Origin of the sequence: Prosthecodimorpha staleyi (genome assembly GCF_018729455.1) — a bacterium.
Lineage (GTDB): Bacteria > Pseudomonadota > Alphaproteobacteria > Rhizobiales > Ancalomicrobiaceae > Prosthecodimorpha > Prosthecodimorpha staleyi.
Window position 1 is genome coordinate 271,393 of the sequence record NZ_JAHHZF010000004.1, and the last position, 17,285, is coordinate 288,677.

General features: G+C 69.0%; 16 protein-coding genes. 10 read left to right on the forward strand and 6 right to left on the reverse strand.

What is annotated here, in order from left to right; translation table 11 throughout:
• Positions 1-74: 74 nt before the first annotated feature.
• From KL771_RS09655 to KL771_RS09670, 4 genes are all read right to left on the reverse strand, one after another.
• Positions 75-1,478, reverse strand: coding sequence for an amidase (locus tag KL771_RS09655; protein ID WP_261968325.1), 1,404 nt, complete (start codon positions 1,476-1,478; stop codon positions 75-77).
• A 3-nt stretch (positions 1,479-1,481) separates the two neighbouring features.
• Positions 1,482-1,670 (reverse strand): radical SAM protein, encoded by a 189-nt coding sequence (locus KL771_RS09660; RefSeq protein WP_261968326.1) that lies wholly within the window; start codon positions 1,668-1,670, stop codon positions 1,482-1,484.
• A gap of 104 nt (positions 1,671-1,774) precedes the next feature.
• The gene (locus tag KL771_RS09665) at positions 1,775-3,193 is read right to left on the reverse strand and encodes an amidase (protein WP_261968327.1); all 1,419 of its coding nucleotides are present in this window, start codon (positions 3,191-3,193) and stop codon (positions 1,775-1,777) included.
• An 8-nt stretch (positions 3,194-3,201) separates the two neighbouring features.
• Positions 3,202-3,378: a hypothetical protein gene (locus tag KL771_RS09670; protein ID WP_261968328.1), complete on the reverse strand. Its 177-nt coding sequence runs from the start codon at positions 3,376-3,378 to the stop codon at positions 3,202-3,204.
• A 188-nt stretch (positions 3,379-3,566) separates the two neighbouring features.
• Here KL771_RS09670 and KL771_RS09675 point away from each other — a divergent pair, with 188 nt between their 5' ends.
• A complete protein-coding gene (locus KL771_RS09675; protein WP_261968329.1) occupies positions 3,567-4,439 on the forward strand; it encodes a DMT family transporter in 873 nt (290 codons plus the stop codon).
• Between the two features lie 88 nt (positions 4,440-4,527).
• Complete coding sequence (locus KL771_RS09680; protein WP_261968330.1) at positions 4,528-6,126, forward strand: ABC transporter substrate-binding protein; 1,599 nt, start codon at positions 4,528-4,530, stop codon at positions 6,124-6,126.
• A 255-nt stretch (positions 6,127-6,381) separates the two neighbouring features.
• Here the strand turns inward: KL771_RS09680 and KL771_RS09685 are convergent, their stop codons facing one another.
• Positions 6,382-6,795, reverse strand: coding sequence for a DUF6481 family protein (locus KL771_RS09685; protein ID WP_261968331.1), 414 nt, complete (start codon positions 6,793-6,795; stop codon positions 6,382-6,384).
• A 554-nt stretch (positions 6,796-7,349) separates the two neighbouring features.
• Between KL771_RS09685 and KL771_RS09690 the strand changes: the two genes are divergently transcribed.
• From KL771_RS09690 to KL771_RS09715, 6 genes are all read left to right on the forward strand, one after another.
• A complete protein-coding gene (locus tag KL771_RS09690) occupies positions 7,350-8,576 on the forward strand; it encodes a lytic murein transglycosylase (protein WP_261968545.1) in 1,227 nt (408 codons plus the stop codon).
• A 136-nt stretch (positions 8,577-8,712) separates the two neighbouring features.
• A complete protein-coding gene (locus KL771_RS09695; RefSeq protein WP_261968332.1) occupies positions 8,713-9,090 on the forward strand; it encodes a DUF2946 family protein in 378 nt (125 codons plus the stop codon).
• 93 nt (positions 9,091-9,183) lie between these two features.
• The gene (locus KL771_RS09700; RefSeq protein ID WP_261968333.1) at positions 9,184-11,349 is read left to right on the forward strand and encodes a TonB-dependent receptor; all 2,166 of its coding nucleotides are present in this window, start codon (positions 9,184-9,186) and stop codon (positions 11,347-11,349) included.
• Positions 11,350-11,467: 118 nt separating this feature from the next.
• A complete protein-coding gene (locus tag KL771_RS09705) occupies positions 11,468-12,088 on the forward strand; it encodes a MotA/TolQ/ExbB proton channel family protein (protein ID WP_261968334.1) in 621 nt (206 codons plus the stop codon).
• On the forward strand, positions 12,085-12,555 hold the full coding sequence (locus KL771_RS09710; protein WP_261968335.1) for an ExbD/TolR family protein: 471 nt from the start codon (positions 12,085-12,087) through the stop codon (positions 12,553-12,555). The genes KL771_RS09705 and KL771_RS09710 overlap by 4 nt, the downstream gene beginning before the upstream one ends.
• On the forward strand, positions 12,552-13,547 hold the full coding sequence (locus KL771_RS09715) for an energy transducer TonB (RefSeq protein ID WP_261968336.1): 996 nt from the start codon (positions 12,552-12,554) through the stop codon (positions 13,545-13,547). The genes KL771_RS09710 and KL771_RS09715 overlap by 4 nt, the downstream gene beginning before the upstream one ends.
• Positions 13,548-13,631: 84 nt before the next feature.
• Here KL771_RS09715 and KL771_RS09720 read toward each other — a convergent pair whose 3' ends face one another.
• A complete protein-coding gene (locus KL771_RS09720; protein ID WP_261968337.1) occupies positions 13,632-14,402 on the reverse strand; it encodes an IclR family transcriptional regulator in 771 nt (256 codons plus the stop codon).
• Between the two features lie 372 nt (positions 14,403-14,774).
• Here KL771_RS09720 and KL771_RS09725 point away from each other — a divergent pair, with 372 nt between their 5' ends.
• Positions 14,775-15,680, forward strand: coding sequence for an MBL fold metallo-hydrolase (locus KL771_RS09725; RefSeq protein ID WP_261968338.1), 906 nt, complete (start codon positions 14,775-14,777; stop codon positions 15,678-15,680).
• Positions 15,677-17,281 carry an FAD-binding oxidoreductase gene (locus KL771_RS09730; protein ID WP_261968339.1) on the forward strand — a complete coding sequence of 535 codons (1,605 nt, stop codon included), beginning with the start codon at positions 15,677-15,679 and terminating at the stop codon, positions 17,279-17,281. Before KL771_RS09725 ends, KL771_RS09730 begins: the two co-directional genes overlap by 4 nt.
• Positions 17,282-17,285 lie beyond the last annotated feature (4 nt).

Consider the following 17,285-nt stretch of genomic DNA (forward strand, 5'->3'; position numbering starts at 1 on the left):
GTGTCCCCGTCGCGGGCCGTCGCAGTTCAGCGGTCTCGGCAAGGTCCGGCCGGGGCTCCCGGCCGGAGGCACCGTCAGGCCGCGAGCGCCATGGCCGGCCGGCGGCTCTTCCAGGGCGTGGCCTTCTCGTAGGCGTCGCCGAGGCCGAACAGGACCGGCTCGGCGAAGGCCTTGCCGACAAGCTGCATCGACAGCGGCAGGCCGGTCGATGAGAAGCCCATCGCGACGCACAGCGCCGGCAGACCGGTGACGTTGAACGGCATGGTCAGCGAAGGCGTGCGGAAGAACAGGTATTTCGGCACGCCGTCGATCGGCTGGGCCGGGAAGGGCGAACCCACCGTCATCAGCACGTCGACCGTCTTCATCACTTCGGCCACCCTGGCGGCGAGTTCGCGCCGCTTGTAGCCCGCCGCCACATAGTCGGCCGCCGTGAAGAAGGCCCCCATGGTGATGCGGTCGCGACCGAATTCGCCATAGAGCTCGGGGCTCGCCTTCAGGGTCTTCTCGTGGATCGCGAAGGCCTCGGACGCCATGATGGTGACGCCGACGGCGGCGAAGTCGGCGAGCGGCGGCAGGGTCACATCGACCACCTCGCAGCCGAGCCCGGTCAGGACCTTGATTGCCTCCTCGAGGGCGGCCAGCACTTCAGGCGTCGCCGGATTGTCCGTCTCGTGGAAGTGCCGAATGACGCCGATGCGCAGCCCCTGCACCGGCTTGCCGATCTCGGCCGCATAGTCGGGGATCGGCACCTGCGCGCTGGCCGGATCGCCCGGATCGTGGCCGGCCAGCGCCTGCATCATCAGTGCGCAGTCTTCCGAGGTCCAGCACATCGGCCCGGCATGGTCGAGCGACTGCGACAGCGGCAGGATGCCCTTGCGCGACAGGAGCCCGTAGGTCGGCTTGATGCCGGAGAGGCCGCACAGGGCTGAGGGGCCGCGGATCGAGCCGCCGGTATCGGTTCCCATGGCGCACAGAACCAGCCCGGCCGCCACGGCCGCGCCGGAGCCGGAAGACGATCCGCCGGTGGTGTGGTCCGGATTCCAGGGATTGCGCGCCGGCGGGGTCAGGATGTCGAAGGACGGACCGCCGATGGCGAATTCGAAGGTGCCGAGCTTGCCGGTAATGACCGAGCCGGCCTGTCGCAGCTTGGTCACCGTGGTGGCGTCCTGGTCCGGAACGCGGGTCGCGAGCAGGCGGGAATGGCCTGTCGTGCGGGTCCCGGCGGTGTCGTAGATGTCCTTGAGGCCGATCGGGATGCCGTGCAGCGGTCCCTTCCAGCCGCCGGCGGCGATCTCGGCCTCGGCCGCACGGGCGGCCGCGAGAGCGAGATCCTCGGTCAGTTCGACATAGGCGCAGAGCACGTTGTCGAGGCGTTTGGTCTTGGCAATGCAGGCCTGGGTCAGTTCGACCGGCGAGAGCTTGCGCGCCTTGATCAGCTGGGCGGCCTCGGCGATGGTCAGGAAAGTCGGGTCGCTCATGGCTCAGAAGGCTCCGGGGCTGAAGATCGAGGCCGGCTCGGCGTCGTAGCCGCGCGGATTTCGCAGGCGCGCGCGGATCTCCCGGACGAGCGGATAGAGCGCGTAGAACTCCTCGAACCGTTCGGGCGAGAGCGAGAGGCCGCGATCGGCGACGATCGCCGCGAAGGCTTCCTTGGTGATGGGGTCCGGCATGGCGGAACTCCTGCGGGTTGGACTTTGGGCGGACAGTGCGGCGCCGGGTGGACCGGCGCCGATTTCCAGTCGCGGGCAGCCTTCGACCGGCCGCGGGGTGCGGCTCATTGCGCGGCGGCGGCGTAGGGTTCGGCGAGCACCGGACGGCGATCGCGCCAGGCGGTGGCCTTTTCGTAGGCATGGCCGACCTTGAGCACGAGGTCGTCCTGGAACGGCCGGCCGACGATCTGCATGGACAGCGGCAGGCCGTCGGAGGAGAAGCCGGACGGCGTCGACAGGGCCGGCGAGCCGGTCACGTTGAAGGCGCGGGAGAAGAGCGACTTCCGCTTCGACATGAAGGCGGCGACCTCGCCGAGCAGCGGCGCCGGATCGGGGGTGGTCGGCGTGACGATCACGTCGACGGTGGTCATCACCGCGGCCAGTTCGCGGATCAGTTCACCGCGCAGGCGCAGCGCGTTGACATAGTCGGGCGCGCGGACGAGCGCCCCCATGCTGATGCGCTGGCGGGCGATCGCCCCGTAGAGCTCCGGCGTCTTGGTCAGATACTGCTCGTGGATCGCGTAGGCCTCGGAGCGCGAGATCAGCGTGCCGGTGTCGTTGTAGGTGCCGAGCGGGGACAGCGTCACCTCGACGATCTCGGCGCCGAGTCCCCGATAGACCTCCAGCGCCGCCTCGATCGCCGCCTTGGTTTCCGCGCCGCAGTCCACGTCGGTTTCCCAGAAGTGGCGCGGCACGCCGATCCGCAGCCCCTTCAGGCTCGGCGACAGGGCGGCGGCAAAATCCGGGATCGGCACGTCGGCACTGCCGGGATCGAGCGGATCGTGCGCGGCGAGCGCCTGCATCATCAAGGCGCAATCCTCGGAGGTCCAGCACATCGGACCGCCATGGTCGAGACTGAAGGACAGCGGCAGGATCCCGCGCCGGCTGACCAGGCCGTAGGTCGGCTTCAGGCCGGCGAGGCCGCACCAGGCGGCCGGAAACCGGATCGAACCGCCGGTATCGGTGCCCATTCCGGCCATGGCCAGCCCCGCCGCCACGGCGGCGCCGGTTCCGGACGAGGAGCCGCCCGGATCGTGCTTCGGATTCCAGGGATTGCGCGCCGGCGGCCAGGGCAGATCGAAGGAGGTGCCGCCGATGGCGAATTCCCAGGTCGCGGTCTTGCCGAGCAGGACCGTTCCGGCCTCTGCGAGAAGCCGCGTCGTTACCGCATCCTCGGCGGGAACGTGATCCTTGAACAGCGCGGAATGCGCGGTCGTGGCGATGCCGGCGGTGTTGTAGATGTCCTTCAGCGCGATCGGAATGCCGTGCAGCGGTCCGCGCCAGCGGCCGGCCATGATCTCCGCTTCCGCGGTGCGGGCATCCGCCATGGCCTTGTCGGCGGTCACCAGGATGTAGGCGTTGAGACCGGCATCGTAGCGCTCGATCCGCTCCAGGAAGGCCCTGGTCAGTTCGACGGGCGAGAGCTTGCGTGCCGCGATCAGCCTGGAGGCCTCCGCGATGGTCAGAAAGCAAAGGTCGGTCATGGCGGGCCTCACTTCTTCCAGAGCCGGAGCGCCTGCACGGGCTCGGTGAGATAGGACCAATCGCGGCGGACCGTCGCCGCCGCGGCGGCGAGATCGGCGCCGAGCGCGGTCAGCTTCTCCACATCGCCGGGCGGCAGCTTCAGCCCGGCAGCCGCAAGCTGCCGGTCGACGGATAGGTCGGCCATCGGAAGTCTCCTCGATTGAAACAGGCAAAATGACGGATTGGATGCAATCCGGGCCTGCTCCTTGCAAGGCATGCGCCATCGAGGCCGCCACGGCATCGGGGTTCTCGGATCCCGGGTGGCGAGCCAGCCGATCCCTGCGGGGACGACGGACCGGGATCGGCACGCCGATGCGGAGCGAGGGGGACGGAGTGAGCGAGAACGCCGTAAGAGTCGGGATTTACTGGATGATTGCGAGCACCGTCTGCCTCAGTGTGGGCAATTCGGCGGTCCGGGTGGTGGCGGCCGACCTGCATCCGTTTCAGATCAGCTTCATGGCCAACACCCTGATCCTGGCCGTCGTTTGGCCCGCCTTCAGGGAGCGTGGGGATCCGATCCATCGCCCAACGAGGCGGCGATTGTACACTTTTACGGCATTCTTCGGCGGGATCTCGAATCTGACCTGGTTCTACGCCCTCGCCAACGTCCCCCTCGCCGAAGCCACGGCGGTCACCTTCGCGGCACCGATCCTGGTGACGGCGCTGGCCGGCGTGATGTTCGGCGAGAAGGTGGGACTCGAGCGCTGGCTGGCCGTTCTGGCCGGATTTTCGGGCGTCATCCTGATCGTTCGCCCCGGTTTCTCGCATCTCGACGCCGGCATGGTGGCGGTCCTGATCTCGACGGTCGGCATGGCCGCACTCTATGTGCTGTCCAAGCAGTTGACCCGCGTCGAGGGCATGCGCCGCGCGGCCGCCATGATGACCGCCATCCCGGTGGTGATGGGTGCCATCCCGGCACTGTGGGTCTGGAAGACCCCGTCATTGAGTACAATGGGCTGGATCGTGGGAATGGCGGCGGTGATGTATGGCGGCCGCATGTCGATGCTGCTCGCCTTCCGCAATGCGCCCGCTTCCGTGGTCATGCCCTTGGATTTCGGCCGCCTTCCGTTCATTGCCGCAATCGCCTACGTCGCCTTCGGCGAGGTACCCGACAGCATTGCCCTTGCCGGCGCGGCCCTGATCGTCGTCGCCTCCGGCTATGTGGCGTTGCGTCCGCCGGCCTCTAGTGGACAAAGCGTGGCATGACGATTGCTTTGGATACAATATCGCAGCTTTGCGGCAACCGCCCTTCGACCGGTGGTCGCCGTCTCCCCCGATCAGAGAGGACATCGCGATGCGCCATTGGAAGACATTCGTCACCGCAGCGGCCCTGATCCAGATGGTCGCCGGCCCGGTCGCGGCCGAGCCCGGCCATCTTCGGATCGCCATGACCGCCGCGGACGTGCCGACCACCACCGGCATGCCGAACAACGGCGCCGAGGGCATGCGCTTTGCCGGCTATCCGATCTTCGAGCCTCTGGTCGACTGGGACCTCGCCAACGCCGTCGACCGGCGCGCCGGCCTGCGCCCGGGCCTTGCCGAGTCCTGGCAGGTCGACGAGGCCGACAAGACCAAGTGGGTGTTCAAGCTGCGCAAGAACGTCAAGTTCCACGACGGTTCGGCCTTCAATGCCGATGCCGTCATCTGGAATTTCGATCGGCTGTTCGACGACAAGTCGCCGCAGTTCGAGGCGGCGGCCTCCGGTATCGCGCGGGCCCGGGCGCCGCAGGTGGCGAAATGGGAGAAGATCGACGACTATACGGTGGCGATCTACACCAAGAAGCCGACGGCCTTCTTCCTCTATATCGTGGTCTGGCTGCCGCTCGCCAGTCCGGCCCAGTTCGAGAAGGTCGGCAAGAGCTGGGAGGCCTTCGCCAAGGCTCCGGCCGGCACCGGTCCTTTCAAGATCACCAAGGTGACGCCGCGGGTCTCGATCGAACTGGCCAAGAATGCCGACTATTGGGACACAAAGCGGGTACCGAAGGTCAACAAGGTCACCCTCTTCCCGATGCCGGAGGCGAACACGCGGCTGTCGGCGCTCCGGTCCGGTCAGGTCGACTGGATCGAGGTGCCGCCGCCGGACGCAATCCCGAGCCTGAAACAGGCCGGATACAAGATCACCACCAAGCTCTATCCGCATATCTGGCCCTGGGCGCTGTCGGTCGAGCCGGACAGTCCCTTCAAGGACAAGCGGGTCCGCTATGCCGCCAACTATGCGGTCGACCGCGACGGCCTGGTTGGCTTCCTGAACGGGACCGCGACGCCGGCCTATGGCTTCGTCGGGCCGGACGACGTGCAGTTCGGCAAGCCGAAGATCCGGTTCGGCTACGACCCGGCAAAGGCCAAGGCGCTGATGAAGGAGGCCGGCTACGACGAAAAGAACCCGGCCAAGGTGAAGATCATGATCTCCACCTCCGGCTCCGGCCAGATGCTGCCGATCCCGATGAACGAACTCGTCCAGCAGAATCTGGAAGCCGTCGGCTTCAAGGTCGAGTTCGACGTGGTCGAATGGGGCACCATGCTGCTCGGCTTCCGCCAGGCGCCCGACAGCGCCATCAACAAGGGCCGCCACGCGATGAACATCTCGCTGACCTGGACCGATCCGTCGGTCTGGTACCGGTGGTTCCACACGGATGCCTTCACGCCCACGGCCAGCAACTGGATGCACTGGTCGAGCCCCGACTACGACAAGATCATCGACCAGGTCTCGGTCACCTTCGACGAGAAGGAGCAGGAAAAGCTACTCGCGAAGGCCCACGAGATCCTGGTCGAGGAAAGCCCCTGGTTGTGGATCGTGCATGACCTGAACCCGCGCGCCTTCTCGCCGAAGGTCAAGGGCTATGTCCCCGTGCAGAGCTGGATGCAGGATTTCACACAGGTCACCGTCGACTGACGCCTTACAACTGACGCCTGACGACCGACATCGACGTCGACCGCCCCCCCGGCGCACCTCTCGCAGGGTCATGCCGGCCGGGCGACACCACGCGCCCGGTCGGCAGGATTGTGGCCGATGGCGCGTGGCGTCATGCGAACGGCCCGGGACGCCGACGTCCCGGGCCGTTGAAAAGCAAAATCTCGTCATGTCCGACAGACGCACGCCGGATCTGTGCGGCGACTGCCGACCGACCCCGGTCAGGGGCAGTCGGGATCAGCGACGAGCGGCCGTCCGGACATGGCGATTGTCTTCGCCCTGCTGCTTGCGCAGCTTGCGCGCCGCATAGCGTTCGTCGCGCGCCTCCTTCTTGCGCGCCTCCTCGGCCGCCAATTCGGCTTCCTGCTCCTGTCGGGCGGCCTCCTGCCTGACGGCCTCGGCTTCCGCTTCGGCGATCGCCAGCAAACGAGCCTTCTCGTCCTCGATCGCCTTGGCGGCGTCGGCAGCCATCTTTTCGCGGCGGCGCGTTTCCTCGCGCACGGCGCGGGCCTCGGCGACCGCCTTCCGGGCCTCCGCCCGGCTGGCGACGGCGGGATCGTTCGGGTCGATTCCGGCCTTGAACCTGTCAAGGAGCTTGGACTGGGCGGCTGCGGCAGCTTGGCGACGTTCGGCGAAAGTCGGAATTCTCATGGGAGGGTGTGGACTCCAAGGGACGGTGAAGGCGAATGCGGGGCGGCCTTTGCGGCAGCGCCGTCGGATCGCTTTGGGCGGGTGGGGCCGTCGGACCTGTCGGGTTCGACGAGCCGGCTGGTGGCCTCACGGGCGTGACGCAAATGGCAATGACTTAAGCCCGGTTGACGGATCATCACACGACGGTCCGCGGCTGCGTCTGATCCGACACGGATCGGGAAACGACACGAAATGTCACCGACAAAGCGAAAGCGTGATGTCGTGGATCGAAAATCGTCGTCATCTGCCATGGACGGAGCGCTTATACAGGACCCCCGCGCTTTCTCCTAAGGAAAAATCTGCCGCCGCCGTCGCACTTTCGGCCCGGTCCGGCACCGGCCGGCCTCGCTGTCGCGGCCCGAATGCCGGGCCAGCTTCATGTCCGGAGCCCCTGAGGAGCCAGATCGCCGTCCCGGAGAGCGCATGCCATCGGATGCGCGGCCCCACCCGCGAATACGGTCGTGCTAGCCTGCAGCGATCACGATCGCGCGAGTCGGGAGGGGTCCTTGTCGTTCATCGGGCGATTGATCGCCATCGGTCTTCTGTCGGCTCTGTCCTCTTGGGCGGGGCCGTCCCATGCGGCGGACGCGGGCTTCTCCCGGTTCGTCACGTCGTTGTGGCCGGAGGCCGAAGCCGTCGGCGTTTCCCGGGAAACCTTCGACCGGGAGACCCGCGCGCTCGAACCGGACTACAGCCTGCCCGATCTCGTCCTGCCGGGGCGCCCCGAAACCGGTGCCGCGCGACAGCCGGAATTCGTGCGGCCGCCGGCCGAGTATATCAACGAGGCGCAGATCGCTCGGCTGGCCGCGGACGGGCGCCGCCTCCTGGGCGCGCATCGCGCCGTGCTCGAGGGGGTGGAGGCTCGTTTCGGCGTTCCGGCCACGATGGTATTGGCGATCTGGGGGCGGGAAACCGATTTCGGCCGATCGCCGGAGCGCCATGACGGTCTTCGTGTGGTCGCCACGCAGGCCTATGCCGGACGGCGCAAGGACCAGTATCGCCGGGAATTCATTCTCGCACTGAAGCTCCTGGAAACCGGAGCGGTGACCAGAAAGGCATTCCGCGCCTCCTGGGCCGGGGCGACCGGGCTCACCCAGTTCCTGCCGTCCGAGTATTTCTCCCATGGCGTCGATTTCGACGGCGACGGCCGGATCGACATCTGGCGATCGGTTCCCGATGCGCTGGCCTCCGCCGCCAAGCAACTCGCCGACAAGGGCTGGCAGCCCGGCCTGCGCTGGGCCTGGGAAGTCCGGCCGCCCGCGCAGGCCGACTGCACCCTGGGCGTTCCCGAAATCCGCCGGACCGTCGGCGCATGGCTCGACGCCGGCTATGCGCCGGTCGGCGGACGCGTTCCGACGGCAGCCGAACGGGCGGAAACTGCATCGCTGCTGCAGCCGGAGGGCATCTACGGCCCGTCCTTCCTGACCACGAGGAACTACTTCGTCATCAAGGAGTACAACTTCTCGGATCTCTACGTGCTGTTCGTCGGTCATCTCGCGGACCGGATGCTCAGTCCGCAGCGCTTCGCGACGCCCTGGTCGGCGACCAGGCAATTGAAGACCGCCTCGGTCGAGGAGATGCAGCGGCATCTGGCGCGCCTCGGCCACTACCGGGACAAGGTGGACGGCAAGGCCGGGATGCTGACCCGGGCGGCGCTCGGCATCTACCAGAAGTCGGCCGGGCTGACGATCGACTGCTGGCCGAGCGAAGCGGTGCTGGGGTCCCTGCGCCTGGCGCGGTGAGCGGACCGGCGGGACGGCCGCGCCTGCCGCCGGTGCCCGCCACGCTCGTCACGGCTGCGTTGCGCCGATACGTCTCACGGCCCGGTTGGCGCGATCACGGCGCGGTGATATGGGTGATGCGGGTTGGGGGGAAGGCGTGGCCGGCGCACGCAGGACGATCGCACGACTGCTCTGTGTTCTGGCGCTGATCGTACAGATCGTCGCGCCGACGCATGCCGTTGCGGCGATGGCGAGTGCCGCGGCCGACCCGCTCGCCGGCGCGGTCCTCTGCATTTCGGCCTCCGATCAGACCGGCCCGTCACACCCGGATTCGGCCCCCGACCATCGCAGCGAAGCCTGTCTCTTCTGCCGGCTCGTCAGCAGCGACGGTTTCGCACCGCCGCCTGCGACCTCGGCCGTCGTCGTCCCGGTCGCCACGATGCGCGGTGCGATCTGGGCGAAACGGGACACGCCCGCCATCGTTTCGCGGCTGCTCGCGCAAATCCGAGGCCGCGCCCCGCCTGCCCTCTCCTGAGAAGACGTTCCCTCGCCCGCGCCGGCCGCCCGGCCGCGACGCGCGTCAGTCGTCGAAGGACCGCGACCTCGGTCGCCTCCTCGGGAGATCATCATGAAATCCGTCCGTCTCCACGGCAGCGTCAGCCTGCTCACGCTCGTCCTTGCCGTCTCGCCCACCCTTGCCCAGCAATCGAAGCCCGAGATCCTGCCCGAAGTCGTCGTCACCGCCGACGGCCAGGCGAAGATGTCGCCACCCGCGACCGGTCTCGCCTCGCCGCTCAGCGCCTTCACCCTGTCGGGGCAGCCGCTGCAAAGGCTGTCGCCCGCGACCAGCGACACGGCCAGCCTGCTGACGACCATTCCGGGCGTAGACGTCGCGACCGGCGGCGGCGTCTCCGGCCTGCCGGTGATCCACGGCCTCGCCAGCGACCGCGTCAACGTCATCACCTACGGCATGGCGATCACGGCCTTCTGCGCCAACCACATGAACCCGCCGCTGTCGCATGCCGATACCAGCGGGATCGGTTCGGTCGAGGTCCTGTCCGGCGTCACGCCGGTCTCCAAGGGCGGCGACAGCATCGCCGGCTCGATCCTCGTCGAGCGCAAGCGCACCGGCTTCGCGGCCGGCGACGGTCTCGAGGTGCACGGATCCATCTCGGGCTTCTACCGCTCGAACGGCCACGGTGTCGGCGGTTCGCTCGAGGCCTCGATCGCCAATCGCGACTGGACCCTCGCCTATACGGGTGCCTGGAGCCGGTCCGACAACACCAAGGCCGGCGGCAACGGCGGGGTCATCCGGTCGAGCGAATACGAATCCCTCAACCACATGGTGACCCTGTCCCGGCGCCTCGACAACGGCCTCGTGACGGTCAGCGGCGGCATCCAGAACATCCCCCGCCAGGGCTATCCGAATGCCTGGATGGACATGCTCTACAACCGCGCCGCCTTCGTGAATGCGGCCTATGAGGGTTCGTTCGACTGGGGTCGGCTCGACGCCAAGGCCTACTGGCACCAGACCGACCATTACATGAACTTCCTGGACGACAAGGGCGGCAGCACGCCGAAGACCGGCATGCCGATGTATACCCGCGGCCATGATGCGGGCTGGTCGGTCAAGGCGTCGATCGATCTGTCCAAGCAGGATGTCGTGCGGATCGGCAACGAACTGCACCACGCCGACCTGGACGACTGGTGGCCGGCGGTGGCGGGCTCGATGATGATGGGTCCGAACACCTATCGCAACATCAACGACGGCCGGCGCGACCGGATCGGCACCTTCGCCGAGTGGGAACGGACCTGGTCGAAGGAATGGTCGACGCTGATCGGCGGCCGCGTCGATGTCGTCGACATGAATACCGGCGACGTCCAGTCCTATAACGGGATGGACACCGACGCGACCGCGGCGACCGCCTTCAATGCCCGCAACCACCATCGCACCGATGTGAATTTCGACCTGACGGCGCTGATCCGCTGGAAGCCGACCGACCAGGCCGACGCCGAATTCGGCTATGCGCGCAAGACCCGTTCGCCCAATCTCTACGAGCGCTATGCCTGGGGCACGGGCGGCATGTCGAGCCAGATGACCGGCTGGTTCGGCGACGGCAACGGCTACATCGGCAATCTCAACCTGAAGCCGGAAGTCGCCCACACCGTCTCGACCACCGTTTCGCTGCATGATCCGGCGTCCAAGACCTGGTCGCTCAAGGTCACGCCCTATGTCAGCTATGTGGAGAACTTTATCGACGCCGACCGCGTCGCGCCGCCGATGATGTGGGATCCGAATTTCGTCCAGCTGAAATTCGCCAATCACGATGCCCTGCTGTGGGGCTTCGACGCCAGCGCCAGGGCGGCGGTCTGGTCGAGCCCGACCTGGGGCGATGTCTCGGTGACCGGCCAGCTCGCCTATACGCGCGGCGAGAATCTCGACACCAATGACGGCCTCTACCGGGTCATGCCGCTCAACGCGACGATCGGCCTCGACCATCGCCTGGGCGACTGGACCAATGCCTTCGACGTGAAGCTGGTCGCCGCCAAGACCGACGTGTCGAAGACCCGGCTGGAACAGACGACCCCCGGCTATGCCCTGCTCAACTGGAAGACGGGCTATCGCTGGGGCCAGGTCAGCTTCGATGTCGGCGTCGACAACATCCTCGACAAGAAATACGCCCTGCCGCTCGGCGGGCTGAACGTCGTCGACTACGGCTGGTACGGCCAGCCGCTGCGGCCTCTGCTCGGCACCGGCCGGTCGTTCTGGGCCGCGCTCAAGGTCCAGCTCTGATCGCAATCCGGGCCGGCGACGCCCGGGCGGCTGCGGCCGCCCGCGCCGCCGGCTCCCGCCCCGCTGCCCATCCCCAGATCGCCCGTCCGCGGGGCGCAACAGGTCACGGACCCCATCCATGGATGCCATCACGCTGTCTCCGCTGGGGCTGTTTCTCGCGGCCGGGCCGGTCGGCCGCGGCGTCATGATCCTACTCGGGCTCGCCTCGCTCTGGTGCTGGGTTCTGATCGTCGAAGGCCTGTTCGCCGCGGCGCGCTTGCGGCGGGCGGTCTCCGCGCCGGCGGATGCGGCCGTCGGCGCGCTCCTCGCCCCGGTCTTCGAAGCCGGCCATCGCGCCGGTGCCGTCATGGTGCCGGGCGAGAGCGTCGGCGAGCGGCGCCAGCGTCTCGCCGAGGCCATGGGCCGCGCGGCGCGCCTGCTGCTGGCCGAAGCCGAAGGCCGGCTGCCGGACCTGGCCGTGATCGCCTCGGTCTCGCCCTTCATCGGCCTGTTCGGCACGGTCTGGGGCATCATGGCGAGCTTCGCCGGCATCGCCACCGCACAGGATACCAGCCTGGCGGTGGTCGCCCCGGGGATCGCCGAAGCCCTGGCGGCGACCGCCTACGGGCTCGCCACCGCCATTCCGGCTTCGGTCGCCTATAGCCGGCTCGGCGCGAGTTTCGCCAGGATGGCATCCGCCCTCGCCGATCGGATCGACGAGCATGCGGTGACGCTGGTCGCCGGGAAGGCCGTGCGATGACCCGCCGCCCCCTGCGTTCCCTGCGACCGGAAGGCTTCCGGCCGCTCGCGGACATCAACGTGACGCCGCTGGTCGATGTTATGCTGGTGCTTCTGGTCGTGTTCATGGTCACCGCGCCGATGCTGGCCGCGGGCCTGAAGGTCAATCTCCCGCGCGCCGACACCGCGCGCGCCTTGCCGCCGCGCGCGCCGCCGATCGTGGTCACCGTGACCCGCGACGGCGGGCTGTCGGTCGACGGCGCGACGGTCGGCCGCGACGCCCTGGTGGCGACCCTCGGCAGCCGGCTGGCCGGCGACGGCGAACGCGTCGTCCACATCCGCGGCGATCGGGATGCGCCCTATGGCGAGATCGTCTCGGTCATCGACCTGCTCGCCGCCGGCGGCATCTCGCGCCTCGCTCTGGTATCGCGACCGCACGGGCCGGCGGCTGCGGCCGGGCCGCCGGCCGCCGCCGGCACCGTTCCGTGACGACGGCACGGCCGCGCCCGCGCTGGCTGCGGCCGGCCGCCGTCACGGCGGCTGTGGCGCTCCATCTCGCCCTGTTCGCCGCCGGCCGGTCGCATCCCGGCCTGCCCGTGCCCGGACCGGTGGAAATCGACATCCTCAACGATCCGGCGCCGGAGATGCGGCCGACGCCCGAGGCCGTACCGGAGCCGGAGGTACTGCCCCCACCGGAGGCGTCGCCCCCACCGGAGGCATCGCCCCTACCGGACCCCGCGATGGTGCCGCCGGAGGCGGAGACCGATCCGGCGGCCGTGCCCGAACCCGCCGCGATCATCGCCGCCGCCCCGGCGCCCGAACCGGAACCGCAGCCCGTCACCCCGCCGCCGGTCACCTCCGATCCGCCGCCGGACCCGGCCGCCCGCATGCCCGAACCGCCCCCGCCCGACGCCGAGCCGGAGCCGGCACCGGAAACGCAACCGGTGCCGCCGCCGCTGCCGGGGAACGAGCCTGAGCCGTCCCCGGAACCGGATCCGCCGCCGCCGCGGATCGTGCCGCCGCCGGTGCGACCCGCACCGGCGGTCGAACGCGACGCGACGGCGATCGAGCGGAACCCGGTCCGGGCGGCCCGACCCGAGAGCAGACGCCCGCGCCAGGAAACCCGCGAGCGGCGTCCCGCGCCTTCCGCGCCGTCGAACGCGTCCGCCAGTTCGCAGCCGCGCGCGTCCCGTCCCGATCCCAGCGCCGTCGCCACCTATGCGGCGGAGGTCTCTGCCGCCCTGCGCCGCCTGCGGCACTACCCGCCGGCGGCCCGCGAGGCCGGCATCACCGGGACCGTGACGGTGACCTTCATCATCGGCTCGGGCGGTCGCGTCGCCACCCACGCGATCGTGCGCTCGTCCGGCCATCCGGCCCTCGACCAGGCCGCCCGGGCGATCTTCGCCAATCTGGCGCTGCGGCCGCCGCCGGCCGGGATGTTCCGCGCGACGGTGCCGATCCGGTTCGAACTGACGCGCTGACCGTGAGGATCCGGGCGATCGATTCGGCGCAGGATCCGGCTCGCCGCCCTGCCGGCGGCCCGGCCGAACGGTGTCGACCCTGCCCTACGATCCGATCCGGGAGGCGATCGCCGAGGCCGCCTGTCGAAGCCGATCGAGATGGACCGGGCGCCCGCGCCGCGACATCTGCGGGGTCAGGCCGGCGAGACTGATCGCGCAGAGCAGCGCGCCCGCGCGGTCGAGGATCGGCACGGCCAGGGCCGACAGGCCGACCGCCACGTCGTCGACCGCGAATTCGTAGCCGCGCGCGCGGATGGTTCTCAGGTGATCCCGCAATTGATCCGGCGCCGTGACGCTGCGCGGCGTCATCGCCACCAGCGGCCCGGCGAGCGCGGCCTCGATGACCGGTTCCGGCTGATAGGCAAGCAGAAGCTTGGGCGCGCCGCCGCAATTGTGCGGCAGGCTGCCGCCGACCGCCCACCAGCGCACCTCCATGCCCTTCATGTCGTGCACGCGCTCAAGGCAGGTCGCCTGACCGTCCTGAAACACCGACAGGAAGGCCGTGAAATGCAGTTCGGCCGCCAGTTCGGACAGGACCGGCACGGCCGCGGCGCGCAGATCGATTTCGCCGGCCGCGCTGGCCGCGAGATTGCGGACGGCCCGCCCCAGGCCGTAGCGCTGGTTCGCGGCGTTCTGCACGATGAAGCCCTCGCCCATCATGGTGATCAGCAGGCGCCGGGTGGTGCCCTTGTCCAGGCCGGTCGCCGTGGTGACCTCGGCCAGCGACATTTCAGGCCGCCCCTCGAAGGCGCGCAGGATCGCGAGCGCCCTCTGCACGGCGCGAACATGCGTGATGCTGCCCGCCTTCTCGGTCATGCCGTCCCCCGTACGCGCCGCTTCGGCCCGATTACCACGAGATGCCGACGGAGCGCATCCGTGTCAAGATATGACATGCCGATCAAAGCGTCGATCGCCTCGGAAACGCTTGCATCAGATGCCCGGCGGCGATCGTTTCGGATCCTCTAGTGCGTTGATTTTGATTGATTTTATCCCCTCTAGGAAGGCGCCCTGCACACCCACCCGGGCGCCGCCCGGCCGGCCCTGGGACGCACGCCCGGACGGCGGCGGATGCAGGATCGGCGATCTTGTGTGTCATGGATAGACATAGACGTTATCTGTTGACACACCCCCGGCGATGCGGTCTGTTGGCATCCAAGAGAACGCAAAAGACGTTCCGGGAGGAAATTCGTGACCAGCGCCCGCATCGGGGCGATCGAGGTCGTGCGCGTCGAGGAGATGCTCACGCCCGGCTTCGACCCCGCATTCCTGTTTCCCGACTGGGATCCGGCGATCCTCGATCGCCATCCGCAGCTGCGCGAGCCGACTTTCCGCGACCCGGACAGCGGGCGCCTGATGTCGAGCATGCAGAGCTGGCTGGTCCGCGCCGGCGACGAGGTGATCATCGTCGATACCGGCTGCGGCAACGGCAAGACCCGCTCGGCGCCCGCCTTCCGCCGCTTCCATGACCTTTCGACACCCTATCTCGACCGCCTGGCGGCGGCGGGCGTGCGTCCGGAAGACGTGACGCTGGTGGTCAACACCCATCTCCATGTCGACCATGTCGGCTGGAACACGCAGCGGGTCGACGGCCGCTGGGTGCCGACCTTCCCGAACGCGCGTTATGTCTGGGGCCGGGTCGAAACCAACCACTGGCTCGATCCAGCCGGCGGCCTGTCGGCGCAGCCGGAGGCGGCCGAAGTGATCGAGGATTCCGTCCGGCCGGTGCTCGATGCCGATCTGGTCGATTTCGTCTCGGACGGCGATCAGCTCCGCCCCGGCCTCGTCTTCCGCGCGGCCCCCGGCCACACGGTCGGGCAGTTGCAGTTGTGGATCGAGTCCGAGGGCGAGGCCGGCGTCTTCACGGCCGACTGTCTGCACCAGCCGATCCAGATCTACGAACCGGGCTGGAACAGCCGCTTCTGCGAATTGCCGGAGGCCGCCGTGGCGACGCGCGCCGCGCTGCTGGAGGCCGCGGCCGAGACCGACGCCGTGATCTTCCCGTCCCATTTCGGCGCCCCGCATGCCGGCCGCGTCGGCCGCCGCCCGGGCGGCTACACCTTCCTGCCCCTGCAAGCTACCGGGAGACCGTCATGACCCTACTCGTCGAACCGGCCCTGGACCTCGTCGACCGGCTGCGCGGCGCCCTCGGTGCCGAGGCGGTGCTCGCCGACGAGAAGAGCCGCCGCTACTACGCCAACGACATCTTTTGGCAGCCCGGCATCGAGCCGGCCGCGATCCTCCTGCCGCAAACCCGCGAGGAGGCCGCCGCCGGCATCCGCCTCGCCACCGCGGCCGGTCTGTCGGTGGTGCCGCGCGGCGGCGGCATGTCCTACACCAAGGGCTATCTGCCCGACCGGGTAAGTGCCGTGGTGATCGATGCGCGCCGGCTGAACCGCATCGTCGAGGTCAATGCCGCCGATCTCTACATCACCGTCGAGGCCGGCTGCACCTGGGAGCAGGTCGCCGCGGCGCTCGAGGGAACCGGCCTGCGCACCGCCTATTGGGGTCCGCTTTCGGGCCATGTCGCCACCGTCGGCGGCGCCCTGTCGCAGAACAGCGCCTTCTTCGGTTCGGCCGCGCATGGCACGGTCGCCGAAGCCGTGCTCGGCGTCACCGTCGTGCTGGCCGACGGCAGCCTGGTCACGACCGGATCGGGCGGGCGGATCGGCACGAAGCCGTTCACGCGGGAGGGCGGACCGGATCTGACCGGGCTGTTCCTTGGCGACAACGGCGCGCTCGGCTTCAAGGTCGCGGCGACGCTCCGGCTGATGCGTCGCCCGGAAGCCGTCGGCTTCATCTCGTTCGGCTTCCGCTCGATCCGCGACATGGCCGCCGCCCAGATCGAGATGGCGCCGCTCAAGGTGGTGGCCGAGGGCTTCGGCATCGATCGGACCAAGGTCGAGCACTCCGCCTCGGTCAACAAGCTGATGGACGGCGTGCGCACGCTCGGCCAGGTCGCCCGCGCCGGCGGCGGGCTGGTCGCCGGCCTCAAGGACGCCGTGCAGGTCGCGGCCGCCGGCACCGCCTTCCTGAAGGAGCATGCCTTCACGCTGCATCTGGTCGTCGAGGCGCGCAACGCCGCCGAACTGGAAACCTCGATGGCGGCGGTCCGGGGTATCGGGCGCCGCTACGGCAGCGAGATCGAGAATACCGTGCCGAAGGTGATGCGTTCCAAGCCGTTCGGGCCGCCGCGCGGCATGCTCGGCCGCGACGGCGAGCGCTGGGTGCCGATCCACGCCGTCTTCCCGCTCTCCGCCGCGCTCGAGGTCTGCGACGCCAACGACGCCTTCTATGCGACGCGCCGCGACTTCATGGAACGGCACGGCATCGTCTATTCGGTGATGACGATGACGGTCGGCACTGAGTTTTTCCTGGAGCCGGCCTTCTACTGGCAGGACGAGATCACCGACCTTCATGCGCGGACGCTCGGCGAGGATGTCGTCCGGCCGTGGCGTGACCGGCCGGCCAACGAGACGACGCGGGCCGCGGTCGCCGAACTGCGGCGCGCGACGCAGGAGCTCTATGCCGGTCTCGGCGGGGTCAGCTGGCAGGCGGCGCGTGACTATCCGTTCCGCGAGGTGCTCCAGCCACCGACCCTGGCGCTTCTCGAAAGCGTCAAGCGCGCGCTCGACCCGCGCGGCCTGATGAATCCCGGCGCGCTCGGCCTCGCCTCCACGCCAACCCGTACCGCCTGAGGCA